This is a genomic window from Blastochloris sulfoviridis, from assembly GCF_008630065.1.
GTDB classification, from domain to species: Bacteria; Pseudomonadota; Alphaproteobacteria; order Rhizobiales; family Xanthobacteraceae; genus Blastochloris; species Blastochloris sulfoviridis.
Genome location: NZ_VWPL01000029.1, coordinates 12,203 through 35,934, shown reverse-complemented (window position 1 = coordinate 35,934; position 23,732 = coordinate 12,203). Strand labels below are relative to the sequence as shown.

General features: G+C 64.8%; 15 protein-coding genes and 1 CRISPR repeat array (1 of these 16 cut by a window edge). Of the genes, 7 read left to right on the top strand and 8 right to left on the bottom strand.

Annotation, left to right across the window (positions count from 1 at the left end; all coding sequences use genetic code 11):
* The first annotated feature begins 3 nt into the window (after positions 1-3).
* From F1193_RS13635 to F1193_RS17140, 5 genes are all read left to right on the top strand, one after another.
* Entirely contained in the window at positions 4-2,316 is a 2,313-nt protein-coding gene (locus F1193_RS13635) for an ATP-binding cassette domain-containing protein (protein ID WP_246164401.1), read from the top strand.
* Positions 2,317-2,320: 4 nt separating this feature from the next.
* On the top strand, positions 2,321-3,094 hold the full coding sequence (locus F1193_RS13630; RefSeq protein WP_150098356.1) for a hypothetical protein: 774 nt from the start codon (positions 2,321-2,323) through the stop codon (positions 3,092-3,094).
* Positions 3,095-3,105: 11 nt separating this feature from the next.
* Positions 3,106-5,220, top strand: a complete 2,115-nt coding sequence (locus F1193_RS13625; protein ID WP_150098355.1) for a hypothetical protein — start codon at positions 3,106-3,108, stop codon at positions 5,218-5,220.
* Positions 5,220-7,733 carry a vWA domain-containing protein gene (locus tag F1193_RS13620; RefSeq protein WP_150098354.1) on the top strand — a complete coding sequence of 838 codons (2,514 nt, stop codon included), beginning with the start codon at positions 5,220-5,222 and terminating at the stop codon, positions 7,731-7,733. The genes F1193_RS13625 and F1193_RS13620 overlap by 1 nt, the downstream gene beginning before the upstream one ends.
* 502 nt (positions 7,734-8,235) lie before the next feature.
* On the top strand, positions 8,236-8,409 hold the full coding sequence (locus tag F1193_RS17140) for a hypothetical protein (RefSeq protein ID WP_170263644.1): 174 nt from the start codon (positions 8,236-8,238) through the stop codon (positions 8,407-8,409).
* A 207-nt stretch (positions 8,410-8,616) separates the two neighbouring features.
* Here F1193_RS17140 and csm6 read toward each other — a convergent pair whose 3' ends face one another.
* Both csm6 and cas6 (F1193_RS13610) read right to left on the bottom strand, forming a co-directional pair.
* Entirely contained in the window at positions 8,617-9,870 is a 1,254-nt protein-coding gene (gene csm6 / locus F1193_RS13615) for a CRISPR-associated ring nuclease Csm6 (RefSeq protein ID WP_150098353.1), read from the bottom strand.
* A gap of 21 nt (positions 9,871-9,891) precedes the next feature.
* Positions 9,892-10,818, bottom strand: coding sequence for a CRISPR system precrRNA processing endoribonuclease RAMP protein Cas6 (gene cas6 / locus F1193_RS13610; protein ID WP_170263642.1), 927 nt, complete (start codon positions 10,816-10,818; stop codon positions 9,892-9,894).
* A gap of 237 nt (positions 10,819-11,055) precedes the next feature.
* Here cas6 (F1193_RS13610) and cas6 (F1193_RS13605) point away from each other — a divergent pair, with 237 nt between their 5' ends.
* Complete coding sequence (cas6, locus tag F1193_RS13605) at positions 11,056-12,171, top strand: CRISPR system precrRNA processing endoribonuclease RAMP protein Cas6 (protein WP_150098351.1); 1,116 nt, start codon at positions 11,056-11,058, stop codon at positions 12,169-12,171.
* Positions 12,172-12,791: 620 nt separating this feature from the next.
* Here the strand turns inward: cas6 (F1193_RS13605) and F1193_RS13600 are convergent.
* Genes F1193_RS13600 through F1193_RS13580 form a run of 5 tightly spaced genes read right to left on the bottom strand, consistent with a single transcriptional unit; the run spans position 12,792 to position 22,156 of the window.
* The gene (locus F1193_RS13600; protein ID WP_150098350.1) at positions 12,792-15,518 is read right to left on the bottom strand and encodes a TIGR03986 family type III CRISPR-associated RAMP protein; all 2,727 of its coding nucleotides are present in this window, start codon (positions 15,516-15,518) and stop codon (positions 12,792-12,794) included.
* Positions 15,508-16,113, bottom strand: coding sequence for a type III-D CRISPR-associated protein Csx19 (gene csx19, locus F1193_RS13595; protein WP_150098349.1), 606 nt, complete (start codon positions 16,111-16,113; stop codon positions 15,508-15,510). The genes F1193_RS13600 and csx19 overlap by 11 nt, the downstream gene beginning before the upstream one ends.
* On the bottom strand, positions 16,110-17,789 hold the full coding sequence (locus F1193_RS13590) for an RAMP superfamily CRISPR-associated protein (protein ID WP_150098348.1): 1,680 nt from the start codon (positions 17,787-17,789) through the stop codon (positions 16,110-16,112). The genes csx19 and F1193_RS13590 overlap by 4 nt, the downstream gene beginning before the upstream one ends.
* Before the next feature lie 3 nt (positions 17,790-17,792).
* On the bottom strand, positions 17,793-20,273 hold the full coding sequence (locus F1193_RS13585) for an RAMP superfamily CRISPR-associated protein (protein WP_170263641.1): 2,481 nt from the start codon (positions 20,271-20,273) through the stop codon (positions 17,793-17,795).
* The gene (locus tag F1193_RS13580; RefSeq protein WP_150098346.1) at positions 20,270-22,156 is read right to left on the bottom strand and encodes a hypothetical protein; all 1,887 of its coding nucleotides are present in this window, start codon (positions 22,154-22,156) and stop codon (positions 20,270-20,272) included. Before F1193_RS13580 ends, F1193_RS13585 begins: the two co-directional genes overlap by 4 nt.
* Positions 22,157-22,296: 140 nt before the next feature.
* On the opposite strand from F1193_RS13580, the gene F1193_RS13575 reads away from it, so the two are divergent.
* A complete protein-coding gene (locus F1193_RS13575; RefSeq protein WP_150098345.1) occupies positions 22,297-22,773 on the top strand; it encodes a hypothetical protein in 477 nt (158 codons plus the stop codon).
* 250 nt (positions 22,774-23,023) lie between these two features.
* Here the strand turns inward: F1193_RS13575 and F1193_RS13570 are convergent, their stop codons facing one another.
* On the bottom strand, positions 23,024-23,617 hold the full coding sequence (locus F1193_RS13570; RefSeq protein WP_246164400.1) for an HD domain-containing protein: 594 nt from the start codon (positions 23,615-23,617) through the stop codon (positions 23,024-23,026).
* A 42-nt stretch (positions 23,618-23,659) separates the two neighbouring features.
* Positions 23,660-23,732: a CRISPR direct-repeat array (repeat unit 37 nt) (it continues 5,257 nt past the right edge of the window).

The following is a 23,732-nucleotide window of genomic DNA, read 5'->3' as shown; positions in this document are numbered from 1 at the left end:
GTGATGTTCTCGCTGCGATCTGTATCCTTCACCTACGGCCAGAACACGACGGCGTGCGACGCTGTCCAGGGCGTCGTGATCGACGCGCTCGACACGCCGAAGACCGGCATCACGGCGATCATCGGGCCGTCCGGTTCCGGCAAATCGACGCTGCTGTCGATACTAGCGGGCTTCGTCCCGCCGACCATCGGCGAGGGCGGGCATCTGCGCTTCGGCGACGAGGATGCCCGAGGCGGCGGTCACGCGGCCGGCGACGTCGCCTTCGTCTTTCAGTCGTCGATGCTGCTCGGCGCGGCGAGTGGCGCGGCGAACATGCTGCAGGGGCGGGTCGCGGCCGGGACGGCCGGGCGGCCGCCGACCCTGGCGGAGACCCGCCGGCTGCTCCGCACGCTCGGCTTGCTCGATACCGAGCACACTCTGCTGGCCAAGCGTACCCGCCTCCTGTCCGGCGGCGAGGCCCAGCGCTTCGCGGTAATGCGGGCGCTGCTGACCGGCGCCCGCGCAATTCTCTGCGACGAGCCGACCAGCAGCCTCGACCGGGAGAATGCCGACGCCGTCATGTTGGCGCTGCAGCACTGGTCGCAGAGCTCCGGCCGCCCGGTCCTGTGGGTGACGCACGATCTCGACTTGGCGTCCCGCTACGCCGATCATTTCGTGTTCCTCTCCCGTGGCAGGATCGCTCGCCCCGACGGCGAGACTGCCGAGGCGCTCGATGCCGGCGAGCCGGAGCGGCGTCGTGCAGCGCTCGAGGGCTTCGCCCGCAAGCTCGATTGCCGCGGCATCAGGACGGCGAGTGGCGACGATGCTGATCGCGATGCCGCCACGCTCGACGTCGGCAAGTCGACCTATGCCCACTGGATCGCCAACGCGCTCTCGACCGACCGGCCGGGGGCCGTGCGCGTCGAGGACGTGCGCGCTGACCCGTTGATGCCGCTTGGCCTCCAGGCGCTGATCGGGCGGGTCGACCCGGGCTTCGCACTGCCGGCGACCGGTCGCATTCGTTACTGGTTCCGCACAATCGTCGGGTTCCCGCTCCGCTATTCCGGGTGGGGTCTGGCGATCGTGCTCACGGTGCTGCTCACCCAGATGTTCCTGGCGCTCATGCTCGGTCGAACCGCGACCGTCTATTCCGATGTTCGTCTGCAGGATCCGGCCGTGGCGCGCATCGTGTTTGAGCACGAGATCGTGCTCGATTCGGAGCGACGCGGCATAGGCACCGCGGAGCGGCTCTACGCGGCCACGACGCTGGTCGCGATCCGCGACGCGATCCGCGACGGACTGAGCAGGAGTGATCTGGCCCGGGGCGACCCCGACCGTGTAAAGGTGTTCGGCCGCCGCACCGTCCCCCGCTCTGAGATCCGGTTTTCCGAAGGCCGCGACGGCTGCGGGGAGTGGACGGCGCTGGACACGGTGGCGCTTGATCGGGACGACCCGCTGCTTCGCCAGACCGAGCTGGTTGGAGCAGGGGTGTCCCAAGCACGGATAGCCGCGATCGCGCAGCGTGCAACCGAGTCCGCCGGCCTTGCGGATGCCCCCGCACTCGCGATCCTCGACGTGCGCATCGTGGAACTCCTACGCCGCCACTGCGGGTTCGCTTTCGACGGCCCAGTCGAGGTGGAGTGGGCGGCCGTCGATGCGAACGGGCGGTCCGCGCCGGTTCGTCTCGAGATTGTTGGCGTCGCGCGTCAGATGCCTCCGCTTCATCCCGCCCCCGCACAGTTGCTGGTCCTTGAGCAGGACGTGCAGCGCATCGCCAACCGGGGCGAGATGCCGCCCGAGCCGTTCCGGATCGCGACCGCCTATTTCCCTATCTCCGGCTTCGAGACTGCCAAGACTGTGCTCCACGCTCGGGGCTACGTCATTCGGGACGACAGCGAGGCCGCGGTGCGCACGCTGCAGCAGATCGCCACTGCCGCGGACTGGCTACCCAGCGGGCTCGTCGCGCTCAACTTCTTCTGCCTCGGGTTCATCGTCTTCATCGTCGTCAACGGCCTGCTCGAACGCAACAAGCGGGTTCTGGCGCTGTTCCGCGCCCACGGTTTCGGGCAGCTCGACATGCTGAAGGTGATGACCTTGCACCTTGCGCCCGGACTTGCGCTGGCACTGGCGGCGCTGCTCGTCGCGATCCACGTTTCCTGGCCGGCACTTCGCGCCGTCGTGCCGGATGACTTCGGGAGCATGGAGCCGCATCGAGACCTCGCCTTTCTCTACACCAGTCTGATCGCGATCGTATGCTGGCTCTTCTCCGTCCTCGTCACCGTCGGTTCTTGGTGGCACTCCATGGGTAAACGTCTCACGAAATACCTGCAGGATTGAGCCGATGACCAAGCGAGCCTATCGCGAGAGCGGATTGTGGCGTGTCCCGGCAGCGCCGGTGGTTGCGCTGGTGCTGCAGCTGGTGATGGTCGCGCCGTTGGCGGCACAGACTTTTACGCTGCCGGCAACGCCGACCGCGGAGGGGAGCGGCGCCTCGACGCGCGCGGAGCCGGCAACCTGCGGCGACGCGCAGACACTGCTGGCGAGCGAACTGGTCGCCATGCACCGCCGTTTCGAGGAGATGGCGCAGAAGCTCGACGCCTGCACGGCACACGAGGCGGTGAACCGCAACAGCAACGCACGGCTCCTCGTCGATCTCGAGGCGTGCAGGGCTTCGGTCGACGACAGGCCGGCGTCGCCAGTGCGGACGTGCCCAACGATCGAATCGCTGCCGCCGCGCCAGCCGCCGCTGGCGTGCGAGGGCGGCGCGGCGCTTGAGACCGCCAATCGACGGATTCGACAACTTGAGGAGCGGTTCCAGAAACTCGGGCTGACGCCGGACGAAGGCTACGCCTATGTCGGCGGCGCGTACGAGTCGTTCGTGGCCAGCGACCAGCTCGTAGCGCGGCTCGGCAATGCGCCTCGTCTCGACGGCGTGAAATGCGGCGAGGCGCTCGAGTGGCTGACGCGGCAGACCGGCAAGGAGCAGCCCTACAAGCTCGCCATCTGGGTATGGCAGCATGGGCAGATCCGCGTCTGTCGCCGCGCGGCGCCGTCCGGCGCCACCGTCGAAGCCCCCGGCTTCGACGAGGAGGCCCACGCTCTGGTCCTGCGATAAGGGGAGAGGACATGGTCCGCCAACTTGGTCTCATCGCCGTTCTGCTGATGATGCTAGCCACGCCGGGCGCTCCGGCCCAGGCCCAGAACTTCGATTGCAAAAGGCTCCTGGGGACCATCAAGCCCGCGATGGATGCCCGCAAATATTTCAGTGACCACATTGAGTTTAATACTGAAATGCGAATTTCATCTCAGGGTATTGGCGGAAAGATCGGATATAAAATAGACGATGTCCTGGAGGTTGGTTTCCAGATTGGAGACAAGAACAATAGCTGTGTATTAGCAAATATTGGGTTCGAGCATATAAGCATTAAAAAAAATGGAGCACCTACGCATTTTAAAAACTTATATAATAATAAAATTGTTTTATTTGCTATACAGCAAGATCAAAAGAAGAGTATTGTTGAGAGGATTAATCAGTGGAAAAATGAAAAATATCGTATAAATTTCACGGCAGGCGAGTATTTTTTCGACAGAAAATACATAGGAAGCGCTGGATATATATTGAATAGAGACAGGTTCGAGTCTAATAAATTATTCGGCGACAAGCCGAGTGATGTATTCGTATTTTTGGGGGACGAAACGAGGCTGCGGGAGGGCGGGTTACCGGCCAAGTTCGCTATCGGCTCGTCCGATGGAAAGATCATCGTGGCGATGCTATGCTTTCCGGTGTCGTGCCGCGATCTCATGAAGCCCTTGGAGCAGAGCTCGCAGTCGGAAGAGGCGCAGTCAGCGAATTCTGCCACCAACGTTCGAGGATCCGGCGTGTCCGCGACGACTCCCTCGACGGCCACTGGTACCCAGGACCGGGGGGGATCGGCTTCGGCCGGCGCCCCACCGCCTGCGGTCGCCATTCAACGCTTCACGCTACGAGAACGCAGTGGGTTAGAGAAGGATCTCGCGATCGGCGAGTTCGGCAACTTCGCCTGCCTCCTGGTCGCGCTGGGTGCCAAGTTCATCGATCCTCGGACGCCCTGCGCCGGCCCATTGTTCGATCTCCTTCGGAAGGAGCGGGCGAGTGTGAACGTCCGCCCGAACGGTGATTGGCAGATCGTCCCGGTCGGAGCGCCTACCAAGGTGAAGATCCGCGTCCCCACCGGCCTGGATTTGAGCAGCTGCAGTCTGGATGTCTCCTACGAGGCGTCCCGCGGAGGGTCCCGGAGGCAGGGTCTTGATCCCAACGCGAACTCCTCCGAGTTCACCGCGTCATTCCGGGACGAGCCGCGCATCGAGGATGGGCGTGTCGCCATCACGGTCCAGAACGTCGGCAACCGGGCGGAGTGCGCCGTGGAGAAGCGGACTGTCGTCGTCGAGGCGTCGGGCGACGTCCTGGAATTCGATCTCGTCGAGCGGCCGTCGGCGACGGCTCGCGTCGTCTATGTTCCCCTCGCCAACGATTCCAGTCTCGACGCGGCGAAGTTCGATTCCTCAGCGCGGGGGGAACTCGGCCGGGTGATCCTTGAGGCGATCAAGAGTGCGCACGTGCGGGCGAAGACGACACGGTCGGACGTGGCCTGGGGTCTACAATCCGCTGAAGTGTTTGCGGTTTCGCAAACCAATCGCCCCCAGTCCCTGGTGCGGATGGAGAAAGCGACTCTACGCCAGAACCCGGAGAGCCAGTTCGTGGGGGCTCGGCACGCCCAACTCGCGGACAGCTCTCGGGACCAGTTGAACCTCGCTTCGGGCAGCCAGATCAGCAACCTCGTCCGCGGACTTCTGCCCCAGGGCGCGATCGCCGGCGACCGCGTCGTCCTGGTACTGATCGGCAACGGTGTCGCGAGGGTCGCCCCCGGCTCGGACATCTGCGACTCGAAGGTCTACGGTGATGTCCTCGCCGACCTCGCCAAGTCCACCTCCGCTTCGCTCCATCTCGTTGTGTTCCCGATCGTCCAGGCCGCGGCCGGGCGGGCCGTTCCGCTCGGCCGGCTCGACACCGCCGTGTCATCGTCCGGGTGGTCGACGGAGATGATCACGTGTCGCTCCCCGGATGTGCGCGTCACCGTTCACCCGTTCCTGGCGGACGAGTGGCGCAGCGCCGCGGAAATTGGCTTTCGCTTCGGCTCGGCACTGTCCGACAGGCTCGGCGCGCTGGTCGACGATCTCGTCTCGAGCAGGGAGCTGCGGTGATGGCAACCTCGTCCCTACGACTCGGCGCCTTTGCCGCCGCCGCGCTCGCCGCGGTCGTGGCCGGGACTCCGGCGCGCGGCCAATCCTTGGTGGAGATCGAGCGCCTTCGAGTCGGCTCACCGGCGGAGTGCCGCGCCCTCGCCGTCGACTTGGCGGGAAAGGCGAGCGGCGGACAATGGCTGGTCGGAGAGCGCATCGATCTGCTCGGCCAGCCGAACGCACGCACGCCGATGCGGCAGCTCGAGCGCGCGTTCCAGAAGGTCAGCTGCTACAACAAGGTCCAGATCGCCGGCCGTGATCTGGTGTTCGTGGCAGACGAGCGCTTCGAGACCTGCGGCTGGGTCGCCCGTAGCGATCTCCTGGACGAGCACACCATGCGGCCGCTCGCGGTCGGGCATCCGACCCGCGCGGTGTGCGAGACCCCGCGGGCGATGCTGTTCACCGAGTTCTGCAAGGCGCTACAGGGGCGGGCTGACAACCAAGCCGCCGACGAGACATGTCGTGGCGTTCCTCATGGGCTCCGCGCCAAGGGTATTCTAACCGGCTCGGCGTCCGGCCAGAAGTCGTACATCGCGCCGTTCACCACCGCCCCGCTCGGTGGCCGCAAGCTCGACACCAAGTCGTTCTTCTCAGTGCTCGAGATCCACGACGTGAAGCCAGGGGAAGGCGGGGCTCTAATGGCGCTTGCCGGCGACGGCGACGGCGATCTGTTCGGTTGGGTGAAGCTCGACGACCTTCAGCTTTGGCCGACCCGCCTCGGCCTGTTCTATGGCCCGAGCGGGCGAGGGGCGATGTTCCAGGCTCGGGGAGAGCTGATCCGCAACTGGCGGAGCGGCGCGCCGCCGCCGACCGTTACCTTCGACGGCAGCGCGGCGAGCCTCGCCGCCTACATCCACGGCCGGCTGCCGCTGCTCAGCTACCCGATCATTCGGACTGTCGACCCCGCGCGAACGCCCCAATATGTGAGCACCGACCCGCCATTCCACGAGGTGGTCTTCCTGGGCCGGATCGGACCGGGATCGGCGGCCCAGCTTATGGCCGAGACTGGACTTGCAGAGGCGATCGATCGCCTCCGTCGGCTGAACGTGATGCTCGTGGTCGATACGACCGAGAGCATGGTCCCCTACCTGCCGCTCGTCCAGCAGGGGATCATGGACTTCATATCGAGCTACTGGCAGCATCGATCCGATCCCACCAACCGCCTTCCCGAGGTCCGGATATCGGTGGTTGCCTACAGCGATTTCGTCGATGCCAAGCGCAAGGGGCTCAATGACCCGATTAAGACCGAAGAGCTCGTGGCGCCGATGCTTATCACGCCGGGCTTCGACCCGCGCGGCTCGCTGGCGCGCGTCTCGGCCCACAAGGGCCTCAGCGACGACGTCGGCGAGTTCAGCGAGGCGGCGATTGAAGCCGTTGCACAACTGAGCGGTCGATTCGACGCAAGAGGGTGGTTTGCAGACGCGCCGCGCGTGATCATCCACATCGCCGACCACGGCTCGCGCGAGGCGGCCGACGTGGCAGAGACTCTCCGCCGTCTCGAATCCAACAAGGTCTATTATGTCCCGATCGTCGTCGTGACGGACGACGAGGGCGACCCCCTGCGCGCCGAAGCTCGAAGACGCCTGCTGGGTCAGGCCGCGATGCTGTTCTCCCCTGTCGCGAGAACACCCGAGAGGCCGAACCTGCCGCAGGTGAACCTGGGGGATCGCGAGCGCTCGACCTCCGCGGTCGTCAAGGGCCAGCTTGATGACGTGCTCGCCGAAGTGGTCCGAACTCTCGGGGATGCTCGCGCCAAGGCTCTCGGCCGGGACGTTTCCGCCCAGGCGATGAATGCGGCGGCGTCTCGGATCGTCCTGAGCGAGCGCCTGCGCCAGCAGTATGGCCTGGACGACGTCGTCAACAAGCTGATCGTCCAGGCGAGCTCCGGCTTCGCACCGCTCAGGGTGCGCGAGCAGGGCATAGAGGTTCCGGTCGACTGGACCTACACGGTCGCGCTTGAGCCCCCGCAGCTCGATTTCCTAGCGCTCACGTTCGCGAACCTGTGCTCCTCGGCCGGCCGGCCGGAGCAGCGCGCCGCTTTTCGTCAGGCCATCGTCAAGCTGGCGGAGGCGTTCTCAGGTGACCAAGCGTGGACCGACGACGAGATTCGGGCCATCCTGGCCGACCTCGCGACGTTGCCGGGCGCCGATCAGAGCTTCCTCGCGGTGCCGGTACAGATCCTGCTCCAGAGGATCGACAGCACCGACCCAGAGGTCATTGAGGGCGTGAAGAAGGACGTGTGCTGGATCGGCTACCACCTTAACAACGCGAAAGCCGGACAGTATGTCGATCCTGCGAAGGTCGCGTGGACTGGCCGCGATTTCGTGTCCGGCAACGGGGTCTCGGCGATCAAGCGCACCTACCTTTATCGGCCACTGGTCGGAGCCGAGACGGTCTATCTGCCGTCGACCTTCTTCGTCCTGCCGTCGACCCTGCCGAAATCTCAGCAATGCGGGTTCTTCGGCTGCCAATAGAGCGACCCGACCAACGGGACTGAGCGATAGATTGCCTCTTGGCGCGAAGCGGCGGGTGCGGCGTCATAGCCTGCCCCATCGTACGTCTGTCCGGGTTCCAAGAAGGGCTCTCGACCGAGCCCGTCGTTTCGGGCGCGCCGAGGAAGCGCCCGGAAGCGGCTTTGGTCATCGGGTACGAAACACATGCCGAGGCTCGGCCGGGCAGCGTCTTAAGCTTCGATTCATCTCTTTCGTGTCGAATGAAGATACGGTCGAGATCTAAGACGCAAGCCGAGAACCACGACCGATGCGACGATCGAGGTGATATGGCGTCCGAGCGTTTCCCTTGGATTCCACGTCTCCAGAACCCCTGATTCGGAAAGGGCTGCCAGTGGCCCGGCTCCGGCTCAGTTCTAACGAAGCTCTCCGGTGTGTTCGACCGGAAGCCAGTGTCCGAGACGTTCACGCGGATGGCTCGATCACCGCGGCCCGCATGTCCGCTTTCGACGGGAGAGACTGTCCGATGCGTGCCTATCTCCAGACCTTAGTACCGAACGACGCGCGTGACGAGAACGGCGGGAGGCTGGTGGAATCCAGCATCGCACTTTCGCTCGTCGTCGGGCTGGCGGTGTTTGCTCTCGGAGGCGTGAGGTCGCTTGAGCCGATGGTCGCGGCTTTCGGCATCCTGCTGCGCTGAGGGGTCGCCCTAGGGAGCGTCGTCGTGCCGCTCGGCCAAACACACACATGGCCCTCAACCTCATCCGCAAGGCTCCAGGCAAGGACTCACTCCGCCTCAAGCGAAAAGTCGCCGCCTGGGACGACGACTTCCTCGCAAGCCTCTTGGCAGCCTGATTTTTTCACCCGATTGCCCTGCTCCAAAAGGAACGTTCACCGGCAAGACAGGCTACGCCAGTTTTACGGTGATGGCTCCTGGCAGCAACGCGAACCCAACCCGGGTCGATGGCTTGCGCCCAAACGGACGCGGTTCGTAGGGTGTCGAATCGGGTCCCAGCGTCTCCCGCAGCGCACGCTTCAACCGCGAGACATGCTCACGGAGAAACTCCTCCTCCCCAGCCGGCTCTTTCAGCCGCTGCCGCAGTCGTACAACGCGCGCAGGCTGCTGGTCCGGAAGTCTGGAATAGATGTCCAGAAATTCCGTCCAGTCGCATGTGCTCCAGCGAATGGCGCCATCCTCAGGGCCGAGGCGTGCGGTCCGCGCCGCCATCCATGCCGCGACGGCGAATGTAACCGGCTTGAGCGGAACCGCGATGCCGCCGCAGAATAACCGCCCCGCCGGCACATCGATCTTGATCACCGGTTGAGACATCGCGCTCTGCGCGGCCGCCACTATGTCCGAATAGCGCCAGTCTGCGGTGAGGAAGCCTCGCGGCAGGCCATCGCGAAGCCGCACGACCGGAATCTCGGCCAAAGTCAGCTGCGCTTCGGCTGTAGAGACGGGGCGCTGGTTGCGGTCCAGCAGCACACGCGGCATGCGTGGTGGAAAGAAGAACTGCGGGTGGGCCTGAAACGGCTCGGATACAAGCACATGCGACAGACGGTCCTGCGGCCGGCCGAATAGTGACAACGTATAGCCCAACAAAAAACCCATCGTCTTGCGACCGCCGGCGATGGAGGCGTGCAGCGCGCACTCCTGGTCGGCCGTGAATTCCCGCACCAGGCGGACAATCAGGTCCGCGGTCGCGGCATTGTCGGCTTCCGAATCGATATCGGCGAGCGGCGTGCCCGCGACATCGACGATCACGTGAATCCGCTCCGGCGTCAGCGCCGCGCGTAGGCCGGCGATGCGAATATCGGCTTCCAGTGCGGAAAGCATTGCGGTGGATTCGTCGAGCAGCGTCAGCATCGCCCGGTGCCGCCCTTCCAGCGTCGTCACCACATGAATTTCAGTCGGCACGAAGGGCGGGCTTGCCTGCGCCAAGCAATAGAGAGTTTCGGTGAGAACCTGCGGCGCAAGGCCGAGCGAGGCGAGCAGAACGCGGCGGGGAAAGTCGGCAGGGGAACGGGGCTCGGGCACGGGCGGCATCATCGTCGTCGCAATCGATCGTGAGCATAGATGACGGCGGTGCACGGCGGCAGTGCCGGCAACCTTGCCGCGCCGGACCTGCGGTCCGCGCCGCCATCCGGGCAGATCAGCCATTTCGGGAGCCGGCACATTATGTTACGTCGGCTTGAGCCGGATCGCGCCGAGCCCAGCGACGACGCCCTTGCCGGCGTGTACCCACTGACCCAGCCAGAGATAGGGAAACAGCGGCTCGAAGCCTTGCATGTCGAGCATGAAGCTGCCGATCAGGCCGCCGGCGCCGACATCCTTGTGCTGGTTGCCCGACCAGCGCATGCCGTCGGAGAAGGCGAGCATCTTTTCGGACGCGCGCAATGCGCGCCAGCGCGCCTTGAGGTCGTCAATGTCAGGCTCCAGCATCACGTCGCAGAACGCGGTGGACAGAGTTTTGACGCGCTGCACGAGGCTGCCCACCAGATTGCCGGGCTCGAAGGTGTCGGGGCCAATGGGTAACCCGTCGTGCACCAGACGCAGCGGCGTCGCCAGGATCACCCTGAGCCGAGGCGGACACGGCGGCACCGCCGGGAATTCCGCCACCGCCGCGGGGCGGAACCCATTGTGATCGAACAGCACGATGTCGACGCCGTCGTTGCGCCAAGCCGCCGTCACCGTTTGGAGATGGCCGCGGCCGCGCGTTTGCGTCCGGCCGTGTCCGGCGCCGAGCCCGACCCGCGCCGCGAAGTCGAAGGCGCCGAGCACCGCCTCCACCGCGCTTGCCGGACGGCCGATCAGCGTCAGCCCTATGCGTTCGATATCGCCACGGGCGACGGGGTGGGTTCCCATCCGGCTGGGCGCGTCGATGACATAGGGGCGCGGCGCGCCGGCGGACCGGCTGCCCTCGCCGATGAAGGTGTCATAGAGTGAGCCGGGCGCGAGCTCGCCGTGCGACAGGCCAGGTAACACGCCTTCATCGATGCGCTTGAGTGCCGGCCCCAGGATGCCGCGCCACAGATTGCCGCGGTTGCCCGGCAGCATCACCGGCTCGTCAATCATGAAGGCAAGATCGAGCCGCAGCAGCGGCAGCACCGGCTCCGCGACAGCGGACCGAACAGCGTCGGAGTGCGTCGCAGTCGACGTTGTGGGCGCCTCCGTGGCACCTGAATCCGGAATGCCTGCGGTCCCTGCGGCAGCTTTCGGCGATGCGTCAACGTCCGTCATGTCCGGCCTCCGAACGGCAACAGGGACTTGTTAGCGGGCGAATTTTTTGCAGTCCAGGCTTTTGGGCTGAAGCGGCTGCGGTGCCCGAGAGCATTCGCGATAAGGATGGCGGGCTGGACAGGCCTGCCTGGCAAGACGGGCAAGGCAGCGGTCAAGCCACGCATCCATGCTTCTGCATGGCAATCAGCCGGCCGATGCATGTTCTTTGACCGAAGCGATCTTATGCGCTATAATAAAAAAATGACAATACAGCCCGATCTGCCTTTGCTTCGCCTCCAGTTAACGTTTCGAGCCGATGAAGATCTGAAACATTTACCTGAGTTCCGCGGCGCTTTCTGGCGCAGCGTATTTGGATGCGGTCTGAGACGCCTTTCGGACCCGACGCGTCCGCTGTCGGAGGTTTGGCCCACTACCGTCACGACGGTCAGCACTGGGGCGCTTCAACGCGAAGACCTCTACAATACCGTGTTCGCGCCAGAAGACGAGAATGACATCCTGCCGAGGCATATCAAGTCGCCGGCCCCTTACGTTATCGACTCGCCGAGTGGCCCAAGAACGATCCCCGCCGGGGGAGTCGAAACCATCGGGCTCACTTTGATCGGCGACCGGGTCGTCGCGTCTGTTCCTGCCATTCTCGCCGCTTTCGCCTCCGCCGCTGAGCACGGCCTGGGAAGCGCCGACAAGACTGGACATCGCGGGCGCGCCACGCTGGTTTCCGCCGAGATTGCGTGGCGGGCGCCGGGCGATTGCCGGCCGGTGCTGCTGCCGACTGGAGAGGTTGCGCCGGTTGCCGCGGAAGTGCCGCCGGTTCCCGATTGCCCATCGGCCGTCGAGATTACCCTCGCGACGCCGCTGCGGCTGGTGCGGGCCGGGCGCCTGCTCGGCGTACGCAGGCTCACAGCCGGTGACCTCATCGAAGCGCTTATCCGCCGCGTCTCGATCCTGCAGCGAACGCTCGGATTTGCGCCGCTCGCGATCGACTTCCGAACGCTGTTCGCGCTCGGGCACGAAGCCCGCATGCGCGAGGCGGACCTCGTGTTTGCCGACCAGCAGCGCTGGTCATCCCATCAAGGTCAGGAGATCAATATGGGCGGCGTGCTCGGATCATTCCGGCTGCCACTTGTTGGCCTTGAACCACTGTGGCCGTTCCTGTGGTTCGGGCAGTTCGTCCACGCCGGCAAGGGTGCGGCGATGGGGCTGGGTGCGGTGCGGTTGACGTAACGCGTCTCGCTTGGAACGCATCCGATTTTCTGCTATTGGGAGAATGGGCGTTCTGCCCGCAACCGGAGAGAAAAGTGAAGATACCTCGAAACCAGACGAGCCGTAATGGCGCCGTGCGATCTAATATCCGCCACAAAATCGACGACAAATATCTCCTGCTCGCGGTGGTTGTGGCGATTGGCTTGGCGCTCGCCTTGAGCATGCCAATTGTGGTGCTTGCTTCACCGAATCAGTGACGGAGCGATAATTCGGCTGGCGGGTTCACTCGCCGGTCGGATTATTTTCGTTCTGCTCTCATGGGAAAAGCCGAGCTTTGGTGCCAGCCTCGTTCCTTCAGAGGATTGAGTCGTCGACTTGCGTGGAAACTAGATCGCACGCTCACGACTCCGCAGCCCTAGCGGCTGTATCGCTCGCATCCATCAGAGCATTGCCAAGCCACCCGCGGTCCGGAAACGGTCCGCGGGTGGTGCATTTTCATGAATGTTCTGGGGAACGCCGCTCAATAGCCCCGAGATTACAAATCGTCATCTCTGATAGATGCCGTTCAATCTCGCTGTCGGCGCCATCGGTCCGGTCCCATGACAACCGGCGCTTCCCGAGCTGGCAGCCGGTTTCCCCGCCTATTCCTTGTGATAGAGATACGGTAGCCCGATCTCGTCCCACAGCGGCGGCAGCGCCAGGCGCGGTCCCTCCGGCTTGTTATCCTTTTTGTTCTCCTGCGCCACGTTCTCGACGAACCACTCGTAGTTCTTGCCCTCAGGATGGGGCGGTACCGGCGGGGTGACCGGCTGGTGATGGCTCGCCCTTGGGTAATGAACCGGCCGTTCGTCCTCGAAGCCCTTCGCGGCCGCGAGGAACGCCTTCACCACCGCAATGTCGTCGAACTTCAGCTTGCCCCTGAACAGCGCCGACAGGTCGCGCTTGAAGGCACCGACCGGGCCATGGCTGGCCACAGACTCGGTGACGGATGCGTAAAGCGGCTGAAGCTGGACGGCCTCAACCTGGGACGCGGCGGGCGCCGTCTCCGCGGAGCAAGCGGATTTTGGTTTTTCGTACAGCGAGTCATAGTCGGCGCGGATCGCTTCGCCATCGGCGAGATCGACGGAGGTCAGCTCGACCCGCACGCTGCCGAAGCCGAGTGGCTTTCCGAACCCCATGCGCAGATAGTGCCCGTCCGGCAGGTTCAGCAGCCACAGCAGCGCGCCGAGTTCTGCCGACGCCAGATTGATCACGTCTATGGTGGCGGTGAACGTCGAGTCCCGCTCGATCCAGCCCTTGATCGAACGGTTCTGGTCATCGCGCCATTTCGTGGGCTCGCCCGGAACGCGCTGGCGCACGAACTCGCGGTAATAGGTCTTGTCGTTGTGCGTGACCGGCGCGGCCGGATTGGCGATCGCCGCCCTGCCGTCCCAATAGCCCGCGGCTGCGGTGGTGTGGCGATGGTGCGGGAACACTTTTCGGCCGCGCAGCGACTTCGCCTCCGCCTTGCCCTTATAGAAGGTCTCGTCGGCACTGCGGGCATTGGCCTGCGGTGTGCCGGCACGGTCGGCGGCGAGATAGAAGCGGGCCTGCTGCGGCTTGGGCGTCGACAGGATCGCCAGCGGCAGGCCCTCGCCGTCGAATTTGGTGATCGGCGCGTTCGCTGGATGCCCCTCAAACTTGAGCGAGTCGATGCGCAACTGGCCACGCACCATGTTGCGGTTACGTTTGGCACCGCCATCCTGGTTCACCCAGCCAAACACCCGGTCAGCCGGCGACAGCTCGTCTATAGTCCGGGCGGGGCGGACATTGGCGGGCAAGGCCTCTTCCGGCGGATAATCCGCCAACTCGCGGGCGATCATGACGGGATAGAGGTCCTTGACCTTGCCGTCGCGGCCGACCAACGCGTAGCACAGGCTGCCGGGACGCAAATTTGTCGCGTCGTCCTCGTAGATGTGGCGGGAAAACGCGGTCTTGCCGGGATCCTTGCCGAGATAGGCCTGCGGAGGAGTTCCGTTTTTCTCGCGCCGTTTCCTGGTGTCTTCGGCCACCTCGCGATAGTCCGCTACGAGCCGGCTCCAGTTCTTCGCAATCGCATCGAAGGGCGGGTGAAGCGAAGCATCAACGAACGGCGCGGTGACCGTGAAATTCTGCCCCGGAGCGGGAACGAAGAACACCCGCTCGTCATGCTTGCGGCTGAAGTTTTGGCCGGTTCTGCAGACATAGCCGATCGCCTTGATCGGCTTCACGCCGTCCACATAAGCGTGACCGCCCCCCCTGAGGGTCTCCGGCGCGTTGGCGGACAGCTTGCTCGTGTCGTGGCCATGGCGGATTTCCTCGACCCGCCAGTAACTGAAGATTGCGCCCTTCGCCACCTTGCGCAGCCAGCACACCACGGGATCGCCATGTTTCGGCTCGCGTTTGTCTGGGGGGCCGTCAGGGTATCGGCACCGGTGCGGGTCAGGGTTGGGGCCGTGCGCGTTGGGCGGAGCATATCTGTCATAGGCCGGCAGCCACGCCGCGTACATCGTGCCGCCCGGAATCCGCCAGCGATTGTTGTTGCCCATTTCGGGGCGTGCTTTGTCCCACTCGTTGGAATTGTGGGGCGTTGCCGTGCCCATCCAGAACTCGACCGAAGTCCCGTCGTCGCCGATGCGCGCCGGCACCATCGCCAGCCCCTCGCCCGCTGCCATGCGGCGGCCGAGTTTTTCGTTATGCCCCCGGAACACCCCCATTCTTGAACAGGTGATCGCCTCATAGGCCGAGCGCAGCACGCCCTTGAACGAGGTGATGGGGATCACCGGCTCTTTGCGATCGGTCAGCACGTCGACGGTGAGGTGACCGTGCCCGTTGCGGCGGCCACGTGCCGCGTCGCACACGATCAGCGGCGTGACGACGGTGAGCTTCACCCCGATGCGGCCTGAATAATGGCCGGGATGATAGGCGTGGTGGCCGACCGGGGCCCTGTGGCCAAGCCCGTTGTTGCTGCTGGGCTGCCCATCCGGCGTTGGGATGAAGTTGTAAGGGTTATGGAAGTGCGGCTTCAGCGCCGGTGGCTTCCAGTTGTCAGGCTGCGCGAACGGCCGGCCCGCCGCAGCTTCGTTGGCCGCGAGCCGCTGCTGCTCCTTCTCGGCGATCGTCTGGTCCGCCAGCCAGATGCGATCGATGTTGCCTGTTTTGAAGGTGAACAGCACATCGAACGCCGCGCCCTCCGGCGCGTCGATCTGCTGCAGCACGGGATCGAGCTTTGGAAAGATGGCACTGTGTCCCCGGGATTCGGCCCGGCCCTTGAACGTCCAGTCGAGCCGCCACGCGATCTGGCTCCCGGTCCGCACCCGTTTGAGCTTGCCGGTCTGCTCATTGCCCATCGTCGTGTTCCTTCTGGTGTTCGGTCGCGGAGACCACCGAAATCCCCGTCAACCTCTCGGCGATGACTGCGGCATTGCCGTGTTTGAAGCGCGCAATGTGCTCGACGGCATCGAGTTGCAGGTATTTATTGGCCTCTGCCTCGACCGGCACCGGGATCGGTGCCACCCGTGAGGATGACAGCCGGCACCAGCCTTTTGCATCCATGGCCTCGGTCTTGGTCTTGCCGAACAGACGGTAGTGGCGGCACAGGCTGCCGGTGGTCTCGATGGTCGAGCCCTTGTCCTCACCAGACAGCGCCTGGATGGTCAGGACGGACATCCGGCCGGTATCGGCGCCGGTGCGCTGCCAGTGCGCGTCCGTCCGCGGCCCGAACAAACGGATTTCGTAGGCGTCCTCAAGCCGCGCGGGATTGCCGGTTGCAACGTACAGCCCAGCGGTACCGACACGGGCGAGATCGAAGCGCCGCCGTCCCATCAGCAGGGCGAAGGCGAGCCCATCGGCAAGGCCGGCTCTCTTCAGCTCAGCGAGAATAACACCAGGCGGAATGCCATCACGCCGGACCTGATAGAGCGGGATTGTCGTGTTGGTTGTCATGCTGCCCCCGCAGTCTGGTCGCGCGCGTGCGGATATGAGTTCCAATATTCGTGCCAGTCTTTGTCGGCCGCCTCGAAACTCTGCAGCGCGTTCTTATCACGTGCAATGAGCTGATCCGCCGTGATCTCCTTGAAGGCGAATGTCTTCGCCTCCTCGCCTGCGGACTCCACGACGATCTTTTCCAGCTTGATCGAGCCAAAACCGCGGGTTGAGCCGAAGCCGACCGGAATGCGCTCGCGTGCCAAGTCACGCAGCACGAACATCAGCAGCACCACGGCTGCGCCTGCAATGTGCCCATTGGGCTCGTCGGACACGATCCGTCGGGTGTCGAGCGTCAGTCGGAACACGCCGCCGTCCGGCGTCGGCGGCTCCAGGCGGTTGAACAGCAGGTTCGCCGCAGCCGCGCCGGTCCAGCGGTCTATGGCGACGTGCTGCGACAGGCGCGCTCCGGTCCAGTTGGCGTCGATGGCATCCTGGGCGGCGCGGACGGCCTCATCGGACTCCGCGCTCGTTGCTTCCAGAATCCGGCGCCAGCGATCCGGCGTGAGCGGCGCGCCGACGATGCAGTCATCGACGCCGAGCGCGCCAAGGCCGACCCTGCTTTGTTGCCGCTTACTTGCGGATACCTCGCCTTCGTTGCCTTGCTTCTTCGCGGCCCGGCCCGGCCCGCCGAACAGCGCCTCGACCAGCGGGATCCTGATCTGCTCCAGAGAAATCTGCGTCAGGAAATCGTCGCCAGGGCAGCCATATGCTTTCGCCTTCGTCCGGCAGATGCGCTCAGCCTGGGCGCGCAGCACGCCCTTGATCGAGGCGCCGGTCAGCACCGGATTGAGAACCGCCTCCTTTTCGCCCCGTCCGCCGCTCACCAGCGGCAGCGCGTCGACCGTCAGGCCCTCAACGCCCGCTTTGTTCATAACCGGCGTGCTGGCGGTCCAGTGTATGAGGAGCACAACGCGACCACCGAGACATCGCTGGGCACCCTCTCTGAGAGCCTTCCAATTAAACGCCTCGCCTTTGCCCTTCAGCCGTGCCAGGATACCTGCCGCCTTATTCACGTCGTGACAGACGATCTGGATACCGCTTGCCAGGAGGCGGCCGAGGCCGCGGGTCTTGCCGCCACCGAAGCGGATGTCGCCGTTCTCCAGCGCCAGCAGCAGTGCCGCAAGGCGTTGCTTGGCCATCTCGACCGTGAGCGCGGGCAGTACGTCTGAGGTGGACGGTACCTCAAGCCGCAATGAGAGGCCGAAGGTGGTGCCAGCCGGCAGCACCTCGCGATCGTATTTGATGTTCTCCGCCGCCGCGCCGGTGACGCGGTCGATCCCCACCCCGTCGCGCAATTCAGTGGGCCCGCCCGCCAGCATCGCCGGTGCATCCTCGACCGACAACAGGCTGGCAAAGCCGAATTCTTTCGCACCTTGTCTGTTCTTGCCTTCGCCCTTTTCCTCGATCCGGCCCCAGATTGTGCGCTGATTTTCAGGGTCTTCCCCGAACGCTTCCTGCCACCAGCTGCGCATCGGGCCGGCGAGGCTGGTGCCGGGCAGATAGGGCTCGCCCTTGCCGTTTAGGGCGAGCGGGGCGTCCTGGCCGAGTTGATCGTCGCGGCTGCCGACGTGCAGTGGCACCTCGGCGGTGAGCACCGCTTGAACCTCGAAGATGGCGCAAAGCTTGCGAGCCATGGTTCATGCCTCCCCGGAAACAGGCGCCGTCTCGCGCTGGCTGCCTTCACTCGCCCGCTTGTGCTGACGTATTGCGGCGAGCAGGAACTCCGCCGTCGCCTTCCTGGCGAAGGTGCGTTTCGCCGCCGCCTCGTTCGAGACGATGAGCGCCTGCGCCAATGCCTGACCAAAGGCGGAGCTGGCTCGGGCAAATATGGTCCAGATCGCCCCCTCAGATGTCTCGGGCGGTTTGAGCAGATCCCGCAGCGTGCCGATCGCCCCGCCCCACGATTTGGCCCGCGCCGATGCTTTGGTCTTATCTAGATAATCGACCGCGGCCCGGAAATCCGGCTCATCGGCGCGCGGGTCGATCCTCGTCCGGATGTTGCCGAGCTGGCTCATCGGCGGTTTCACTTCGGCGCCGAGCGTCCAGCCGAGAAATTCCCGCCGGAGACCAGCATCTGCCGCGGCAAGCTCGGCGAAGGTACGCACCACGCCGAGAACCGCCACCTTCTCCACCCCGCGCAGGAATTTCTCAAGGTCGCCCGCCGCGTTGAACACATCGGACTCCTTGCTCGATCCTTCCGGATCATCCCTCCTGGCCCCCTTCTCCGCTTGGGGATTAAGCTGCACATTGTCGCGCAGGATTGGTGGATCGACGGTGATCTCGCCGAAGCCCTCACCACGGCGCATACCGAGCCCCACTGCCGAAAGACGATCAAGCGCCTCGGCGGAAGCGTTGGCATTGCAGACCACGATCACCGACCCGGCCTTCACCGCGGTCAGCGTCGGGCGTGGCAGACTCCACTGCGCAATCCAGCCGTCGAGCCGGCGAAACCGCAGGTCGCTCCGTACGTCGCACACGGTACCCTCGACCCCCGCCTCCTTCAGCATGTCCTGAAGCACGTCGGTCAGCGGCGCGAGGGCGCCCGCCGGAAGCACGAGGTCGCTGGCGACAAGCAGGACGAGGTCGCGGTCTTTGAATGCCTCCGGCATCGGCGCCAAAAATGGTTTCCCGACCTCGACCATCGCCGCGCCGAAGCCGGCCGCCTTGCCGCGGCCGAGCCGCGCAGGGACGGCGTGGCCTGCCAATGCGGCGGGGTCGGGTACCAGGCGCCCGGGGAAAGACCCGGCGAGCGTCGCGTCGATGATGAGCGCGCTGTAAAGCTTCGTGCCGGGCGGCAGCACCTCGGCGACATAGACGCCGCCGCCGGCGTCCTCGGTCGGCTTCTGGCGCTGATCCTCGACGGCATTGTGGGTGCGCAGCGTCGGCTTTTTTGCCTCGACGAGACGCAGGCCCCCGGTGTCCTCGATCGTGGTCAGGCAATAGCCCGAGCGCAGCGGCTTGTACTGCGCGGCGTCCGGCTCGGACTCCTTGTAAAGGCGGTTGCGCACTCGACCGGGCGGGCGTTTCGAGGCGCGGCCGGTCTCCGACGGCACGGCAGGGCCGACGTCGTCGCCCTTCTCCCACTCTTTTTTCTGTTCGAGCACGATCGGCAGCGGCACGCCACGCGTCCCATCGCGTCCCGGATAGGCCGGGAGTACGCGAATGCGGCCGGCACCGAGCGCCTGGGCAAATAGGTTACCGTGTTTCGCGGCACCGAGCAGGTTCGCCACGGCCTGGATCAGCATGGTGCCGGGCACGTGGTCGAGCGTGCTGATGACGTTGCCTTCGACCCGCGCGATCAGGGTCGTCGGCGTCGTGAGCGTGATCGTTAACGGCAGTCGATACACGCCGCCATCGACCGGTGGCGCGTCGTATTTCACCTCACCACCGGCATCATCACCCGGCACTGTTCGGCGCGGCACCGCAGCCTTGCGCTCGACCCGGGAGGCCAGCGCGGTGACCGCATCGTCGATCACCGCTTTCGGCGTCTTGCCGTTGACGATGACATCCACTTGGCAGCGCCCGGCGCCACGCCGGCGGTCGCCGCCGAGACGCTCGACGAGGCGCAACGCGGCGAGCGCGAAGTCTTGCGCGATTTGGTTGAACTCAGGATTGCCGCCGATCTCCTCGATGGTCGCGGTGGCATCCAGCAGCGCGCCGGTCCGCGCGATCTCGTCGAAGCGCAGGAAGTCATCCCTGGCCCGGCCACTGACAGGATCGATCGCCACTCCGCTCTTGACGAAGGTGAAGGCAGCCTGGGCCGCTTTCTTCTTGTTTTCCTTGATGAACTCGCCCAGTCTGGACGGAAAGCGCGCGTCCGTGACCGTCAGCAGCGCCCGCACCGGACAGTTGTCGAAGCCGCGCCCTTGGTCGATCGCCGGCTGGCTGCCGAACAGATCATTGACTAGGCGGGTGAAAGCGCCGTCAGCGCCCTCGTCGAGGCCATAGGCGAGCTGCTCGGCGGCGTCGCGCCAGATGCCGCGCAGCGTCGTCGACGGCACGTAGGGAAGGCCGCAGGCGTCGCGCGCAACGAGGCCGTCCACCGCGCCCTGCCGGCCGACCCCCGAGCCGATCCGCCAGTCCGACAGCATCTTGAGGCGCAGATTGAAGCTGGTCATTGTGCGGCTCCCGAGGCGGCGACGTCCGGCGTCGGTTGTGATCCTGCAGTGTCCCGCTTGGGGTCGATGTCGACGAGATCCATCGCGTCGAGCAGACGCGTGATCCATGTGATCTCGGTCCGCTCCTGGACCCTACGGCTGTCCTCCTCAACAAACAGGGCTGGCTCCGCGTGCCCCGGCGCCGTGCCGCCGAACGCCGTCCAATCGATCGTGTATCGCGTTGCGATCAGCTTCAGCCGCGCATCGGCGATGGCGCGGCCGGCGAGCACCGCCTCGCGCAACTCGTGCTGCTGCGAACGCGGAAACAGCGGCCGCCCTTCCTGGTCGCGCTTGCGGAGCTGCGCGACGGCAGCTTCAAGCGTGGCGAAATGGCGAAGGTCGAAACGCTCGGGGTCTTTCAAATGCGCCCTGCGTCCCTGATGCGACACCACGTAGGGGCGGGCGTAGGCGAGGCAGACCTCGTCCGTCGTCCCATCCTTCGTCTCGGTCTTCCATTCCTTGCGCATCGCCTGAAGGCTGCTGGAGGTGTCGCCATAGACCACCTGGAAGTCGAGCGCCGTCAGTCCGGGCGATCCGAGGTCCTCCTTCACCAGAGACTTCGCGCTTTTGGTCAGGGCCTCGGCCAGCTCGAACGCGCGGTGCAGGGGATGGTGCGGCTTGACGATGGCGACGCCGGCCGCCGCGCCAAAGTCCTTCTTGCCCTCGCACTTGTGAACGAGCGTGGGGATCACGTTGGCGTTGTCCTCGACCGTCTTCTCCTCGACCAATCGCTCGAACGCCGCCAGATAGGCTTTGGTGAACTGCACTGCCCGGCTGCCATCGCAGATTACGGTGAGATCATCGCCGCCCATCACGCTGACCGCGAGCGGGATTCCTTTGATACTCGTCTCTCTCCAGCGTCCGTCATCGCCGCAGCGACGGCGTTCAAACCATGCCGTTCCGAGCATCGGCAGCGCCGCCTTCAGCGCCGCAACGCCAACCAGATCGAGCGAGACCGACAGCTCGCGATAGAGGTCGAAATAATCGCGGGCTTTGCCGTCTTTCTTGCAATAGTCGGCAAGGTTCAGGAACACTTGGCCGAAGCCGTTGCCGTCGGCGTGGACCACGGCAAGCCAGTCCACTGAGTCTTCGAGATCTCTTGGGTTGCGCGCGATTTCCAACCCATTAAGTTCAAGGTCGGCTTCGGCGCGCTCATAGGACGTCCAGTCGTCATCTTCAGGGCGGCTTTCGGGTTTCGCCGCCTTGCGCTTGGCGATCGACGTCGCCGCGAGCAGCACCGGTTCGGGACCACGATCCACAAAGCCCTCTGCCGGCAGGCCGGTGACGTCGCAGGGCGCGACCATCGGCTGGAACGGGAAGCGTGCCTCGGTCGGCGGCAGATCGAGCCGCAGCCGCTCGATTTCCTTGAACAGACCCTCGACCAGCCGTCCGGCATCTTCGGCCGGCGCATCCAGTGAAAGCGGCCTGCTCACCGCGCCGCGCACGGTCAGGCCCGGCGCCTCCTCCAGCGCCCGGCGGGTCACGCAATAGACGATGTCCTCGCCGACCGCCTGATCGCGCACCAGGAACACCGCCTTGCCCGAGGTGCAGACCACCGGCTCGACCGCCGGCGTGCTACCCGCTCCAAAGCGCGGCGCCGTGTTGAGATAATCGACGCGGTCCTTGATGATCGGGTTCTCGGGCTTCCGCGGTCCGCCCAAACTGGCGGCGGCTTCGATCGCCCATTGCGTGCCGACGCGGGTGATCAGGTCGGATGCTCCGACGACGTCGCGCAGCTTGTTCGACTGGAAGACGAAATCCTGATTCGACGCCGTCTCGATGAGAACGACGTGCACGTGTTGAACGCTCATGTCCCCGCCCTGCTTTTCGCGCAGAAGGTTCACAACCTTAAGATCAGACTGTCAAGTCCGGCAACGTTGCGGCTTGCCCAAGTCTTCGCCTTCGTCGCAAGGTTGTCGTCCTTTAGGAACTCCCGGCGCCGTGCAAATGACAGCGTATCGATGGAGCTTGGGGAGCGACGCAGATGACCGACTGGATTTTCCGCCTGGGCGAGGGCCTCGCCAGCAACATTGTGTCCGCGGACTGGCTGGCGACCGAACTGCCGTCGTTCCTGCTGTTCACGGTCGTGACGGGATGGTTCGTGTCGGCGTTCGAAGGGCGCCGCGAGCGACGTGAGCGCGAGCCGTACGAGAACTGGAATCTTGTCGTCAAAGGCTATGACGACAAGCCGCAGGCCCTCTATTTCGAGGACGTCAAGAAATTCAAATACAGCGAATTCGAGTTCTTCCGGTTCGTGAAGAGCGTATGCTCCACCGCGGGAGACCTGCGAACGAAATCGATGTCCGAGGCGCGCGGGATCTGGGTGTTTTTCGACGAAGCCAAGAGAGAGATCGTCATCGATCTTGTCGCGATCCCGGAACGACAGATCAAATGGAAGGACGGAAGGAAGCCGGCTGCCGCAAACGAGAGTGCCGCCGCGCCTGATCCGGTTTCCGGATAATCCCTTTGGGATCCCGAAAACAATCTTGCCGAAAGAACATTGATAAATAAGGTACTATTCGACGACCGGAATACACGGCTCCGGCCTGATCGGCCGGAGCCGTCTGATGCGTCCTTAGCCATCAAATCCCTGATGACAGCTTGAACGCGTCCCGGCCGGTCGCCAGGGACTGGGTTGGACGCCGTAAAATCCGAACCGCCAGTTTCGGACGGCGATCCTTGCCATTCCCGCGTGTATCAGCGGCAGGCCATCAAGCTGGCGGAGGCAGGAACGCAACCATGGTTCCCCGGGCGACGCGAATCGAGTTTTCTGCTGCTGCTGCGGCCTCGTCGAAGGCGCGATCGAGGTCTTCCGAGACGCCGCGGAGATTCGTGGCGACCTCACGCGCCCAGGCGACGTATTCGAGCCGTCGCTTCACCGTCCAATCCGGCGGCGGACTCAAGGCGATGGCGCGCAAGTTGCTGGTCTTGTCCGCCAGCTTCAGCATCTTGGCGCGGGCCGACTTCGTGGCGGCGTGGGCGACCTGGAGTCGCTTGCGTTCGGCCTTGTCGAGGCTCTTGTCGTCGGTGACCTCATCGACAAGGCCCGCGACGTCCTCGCCGAACGCGCCCGCGATCTCGTCGCGCGGCACCTCCTGGTCCTCAATGGCATCGTGCAGCAGCGCGGCGATGACGAGGTCGAGATCGGCACCGGCGGTCGCGTCAGCGACGAGCATGGCGACCTCGATGAGGTGATTGATGTAGGGCTCCGCCGCCGCGCCCTTGCGGCGCTGATGGACGTGCCAGCGCGCAACCGCGTCGGCCGCGCGCAGCACCTGCACCCAGTCCTTCATTCCGTTCCCCATGTCTTGCGTCAACGCCGCCCGTGATGGCCACCGCCGATGCTCCATTGTTTCCCTTTGAGATCAGGGCGCTGAGCAGGGCGATCTGTATCAACTCGTCATTGACCGCTGCGGTTTC

Bases quoted from the DNA above. Each gene is read 5' to 3' on its own strand.
- F1193_RS13585 (WP_170263641.1), bottom strand. From the start codon at position 20,273: ATGACCAGCTTCAATCTGCGCCTCAAGATGCTGTCGGACTGGCGGATC.
- F1193_RS13590 (WP_150098348.1), bottom strand. From the start codon at position 17,789: ATGGCTCGCAAGCTTTGCGCCATCTTCGAGGTTCAAGCGGTGCTCACC.
- F1193_RS13620 (WP_150098354.1), top strand. From the start codon at position 5,220: ATGGCAACCTCGTCCCTACGACTCGGCGCCTTTGCCGCCGCCGCGCTC.
- F1193_RS13600 (WP_150098350.1), bottom strand. From the start codon at position 15,518: ATGGGCAATGAGCAGACCGGCAAGCTCAAACGGGTGCGGACCGGGAGC.
- F1193_RS13575 (WP_150098345.1), top strand. From the start codon at position 22,297: ATGACCGACTGGATTTTCCGCCTGGGCGAGGGCCTCGCCAGCAACATT.
- F1193_RS13625 (WP_150098355.1), top strand. From the start codon at position 3,106: ATGGTCCGCCAACTTGGTCTCATCGCCGTTCTGCTGATGATGCTAGCC.
- cas6 (WP_150098351.1), top strand. From the start codon at position 11,056: ATGGCGGGCTGGACAGGCCTGCCTGGCAAGACGGGCAAGGCAGCGGTC.
- F1193_RS17140 (WP_170263644.1), top strand. From the start codon at position 8,236: ATGCGTGCCTATCTCCAGACCTTAGTACCGAACGACGCGCGTGACGAG.
- csm6 (WP_150098353.1), bottom strand. From the start codon at position 9,870: ATGGCTGATCTGCCCGGATGGCGGCGCGGACCGCAGGTCCGGCGCGGC.
- csx19 (WP_150098349.1), bottom strand. From the start codon at position 16,113: ATGACAACCAACACGACAATCCCGCTCTATCAGGTCCGGCGTGATGGC.
- F1193_RS13635 (WP_246164401.1), top strand. From the start codon at position 4: ATGTTCTCGCTGCGATCTGTATCCTTCACCTACGGCCAGAACACGACG.
- F1193_RS13570 (WP_246164400.1), bottom strand. From the start codon at position 23,617: ATGGGGAACGGAATGAAGGACTGGGTGCAGGTGCTGCGCGCGGCCGAC.
- F1193_RS13630 (WP_150098356.1), top strand. From the start codon at position 2,321: ATGACCAAGCGAGCCTATCGCGAGAGCGGATTGTGGCGTGTCCCGGCA.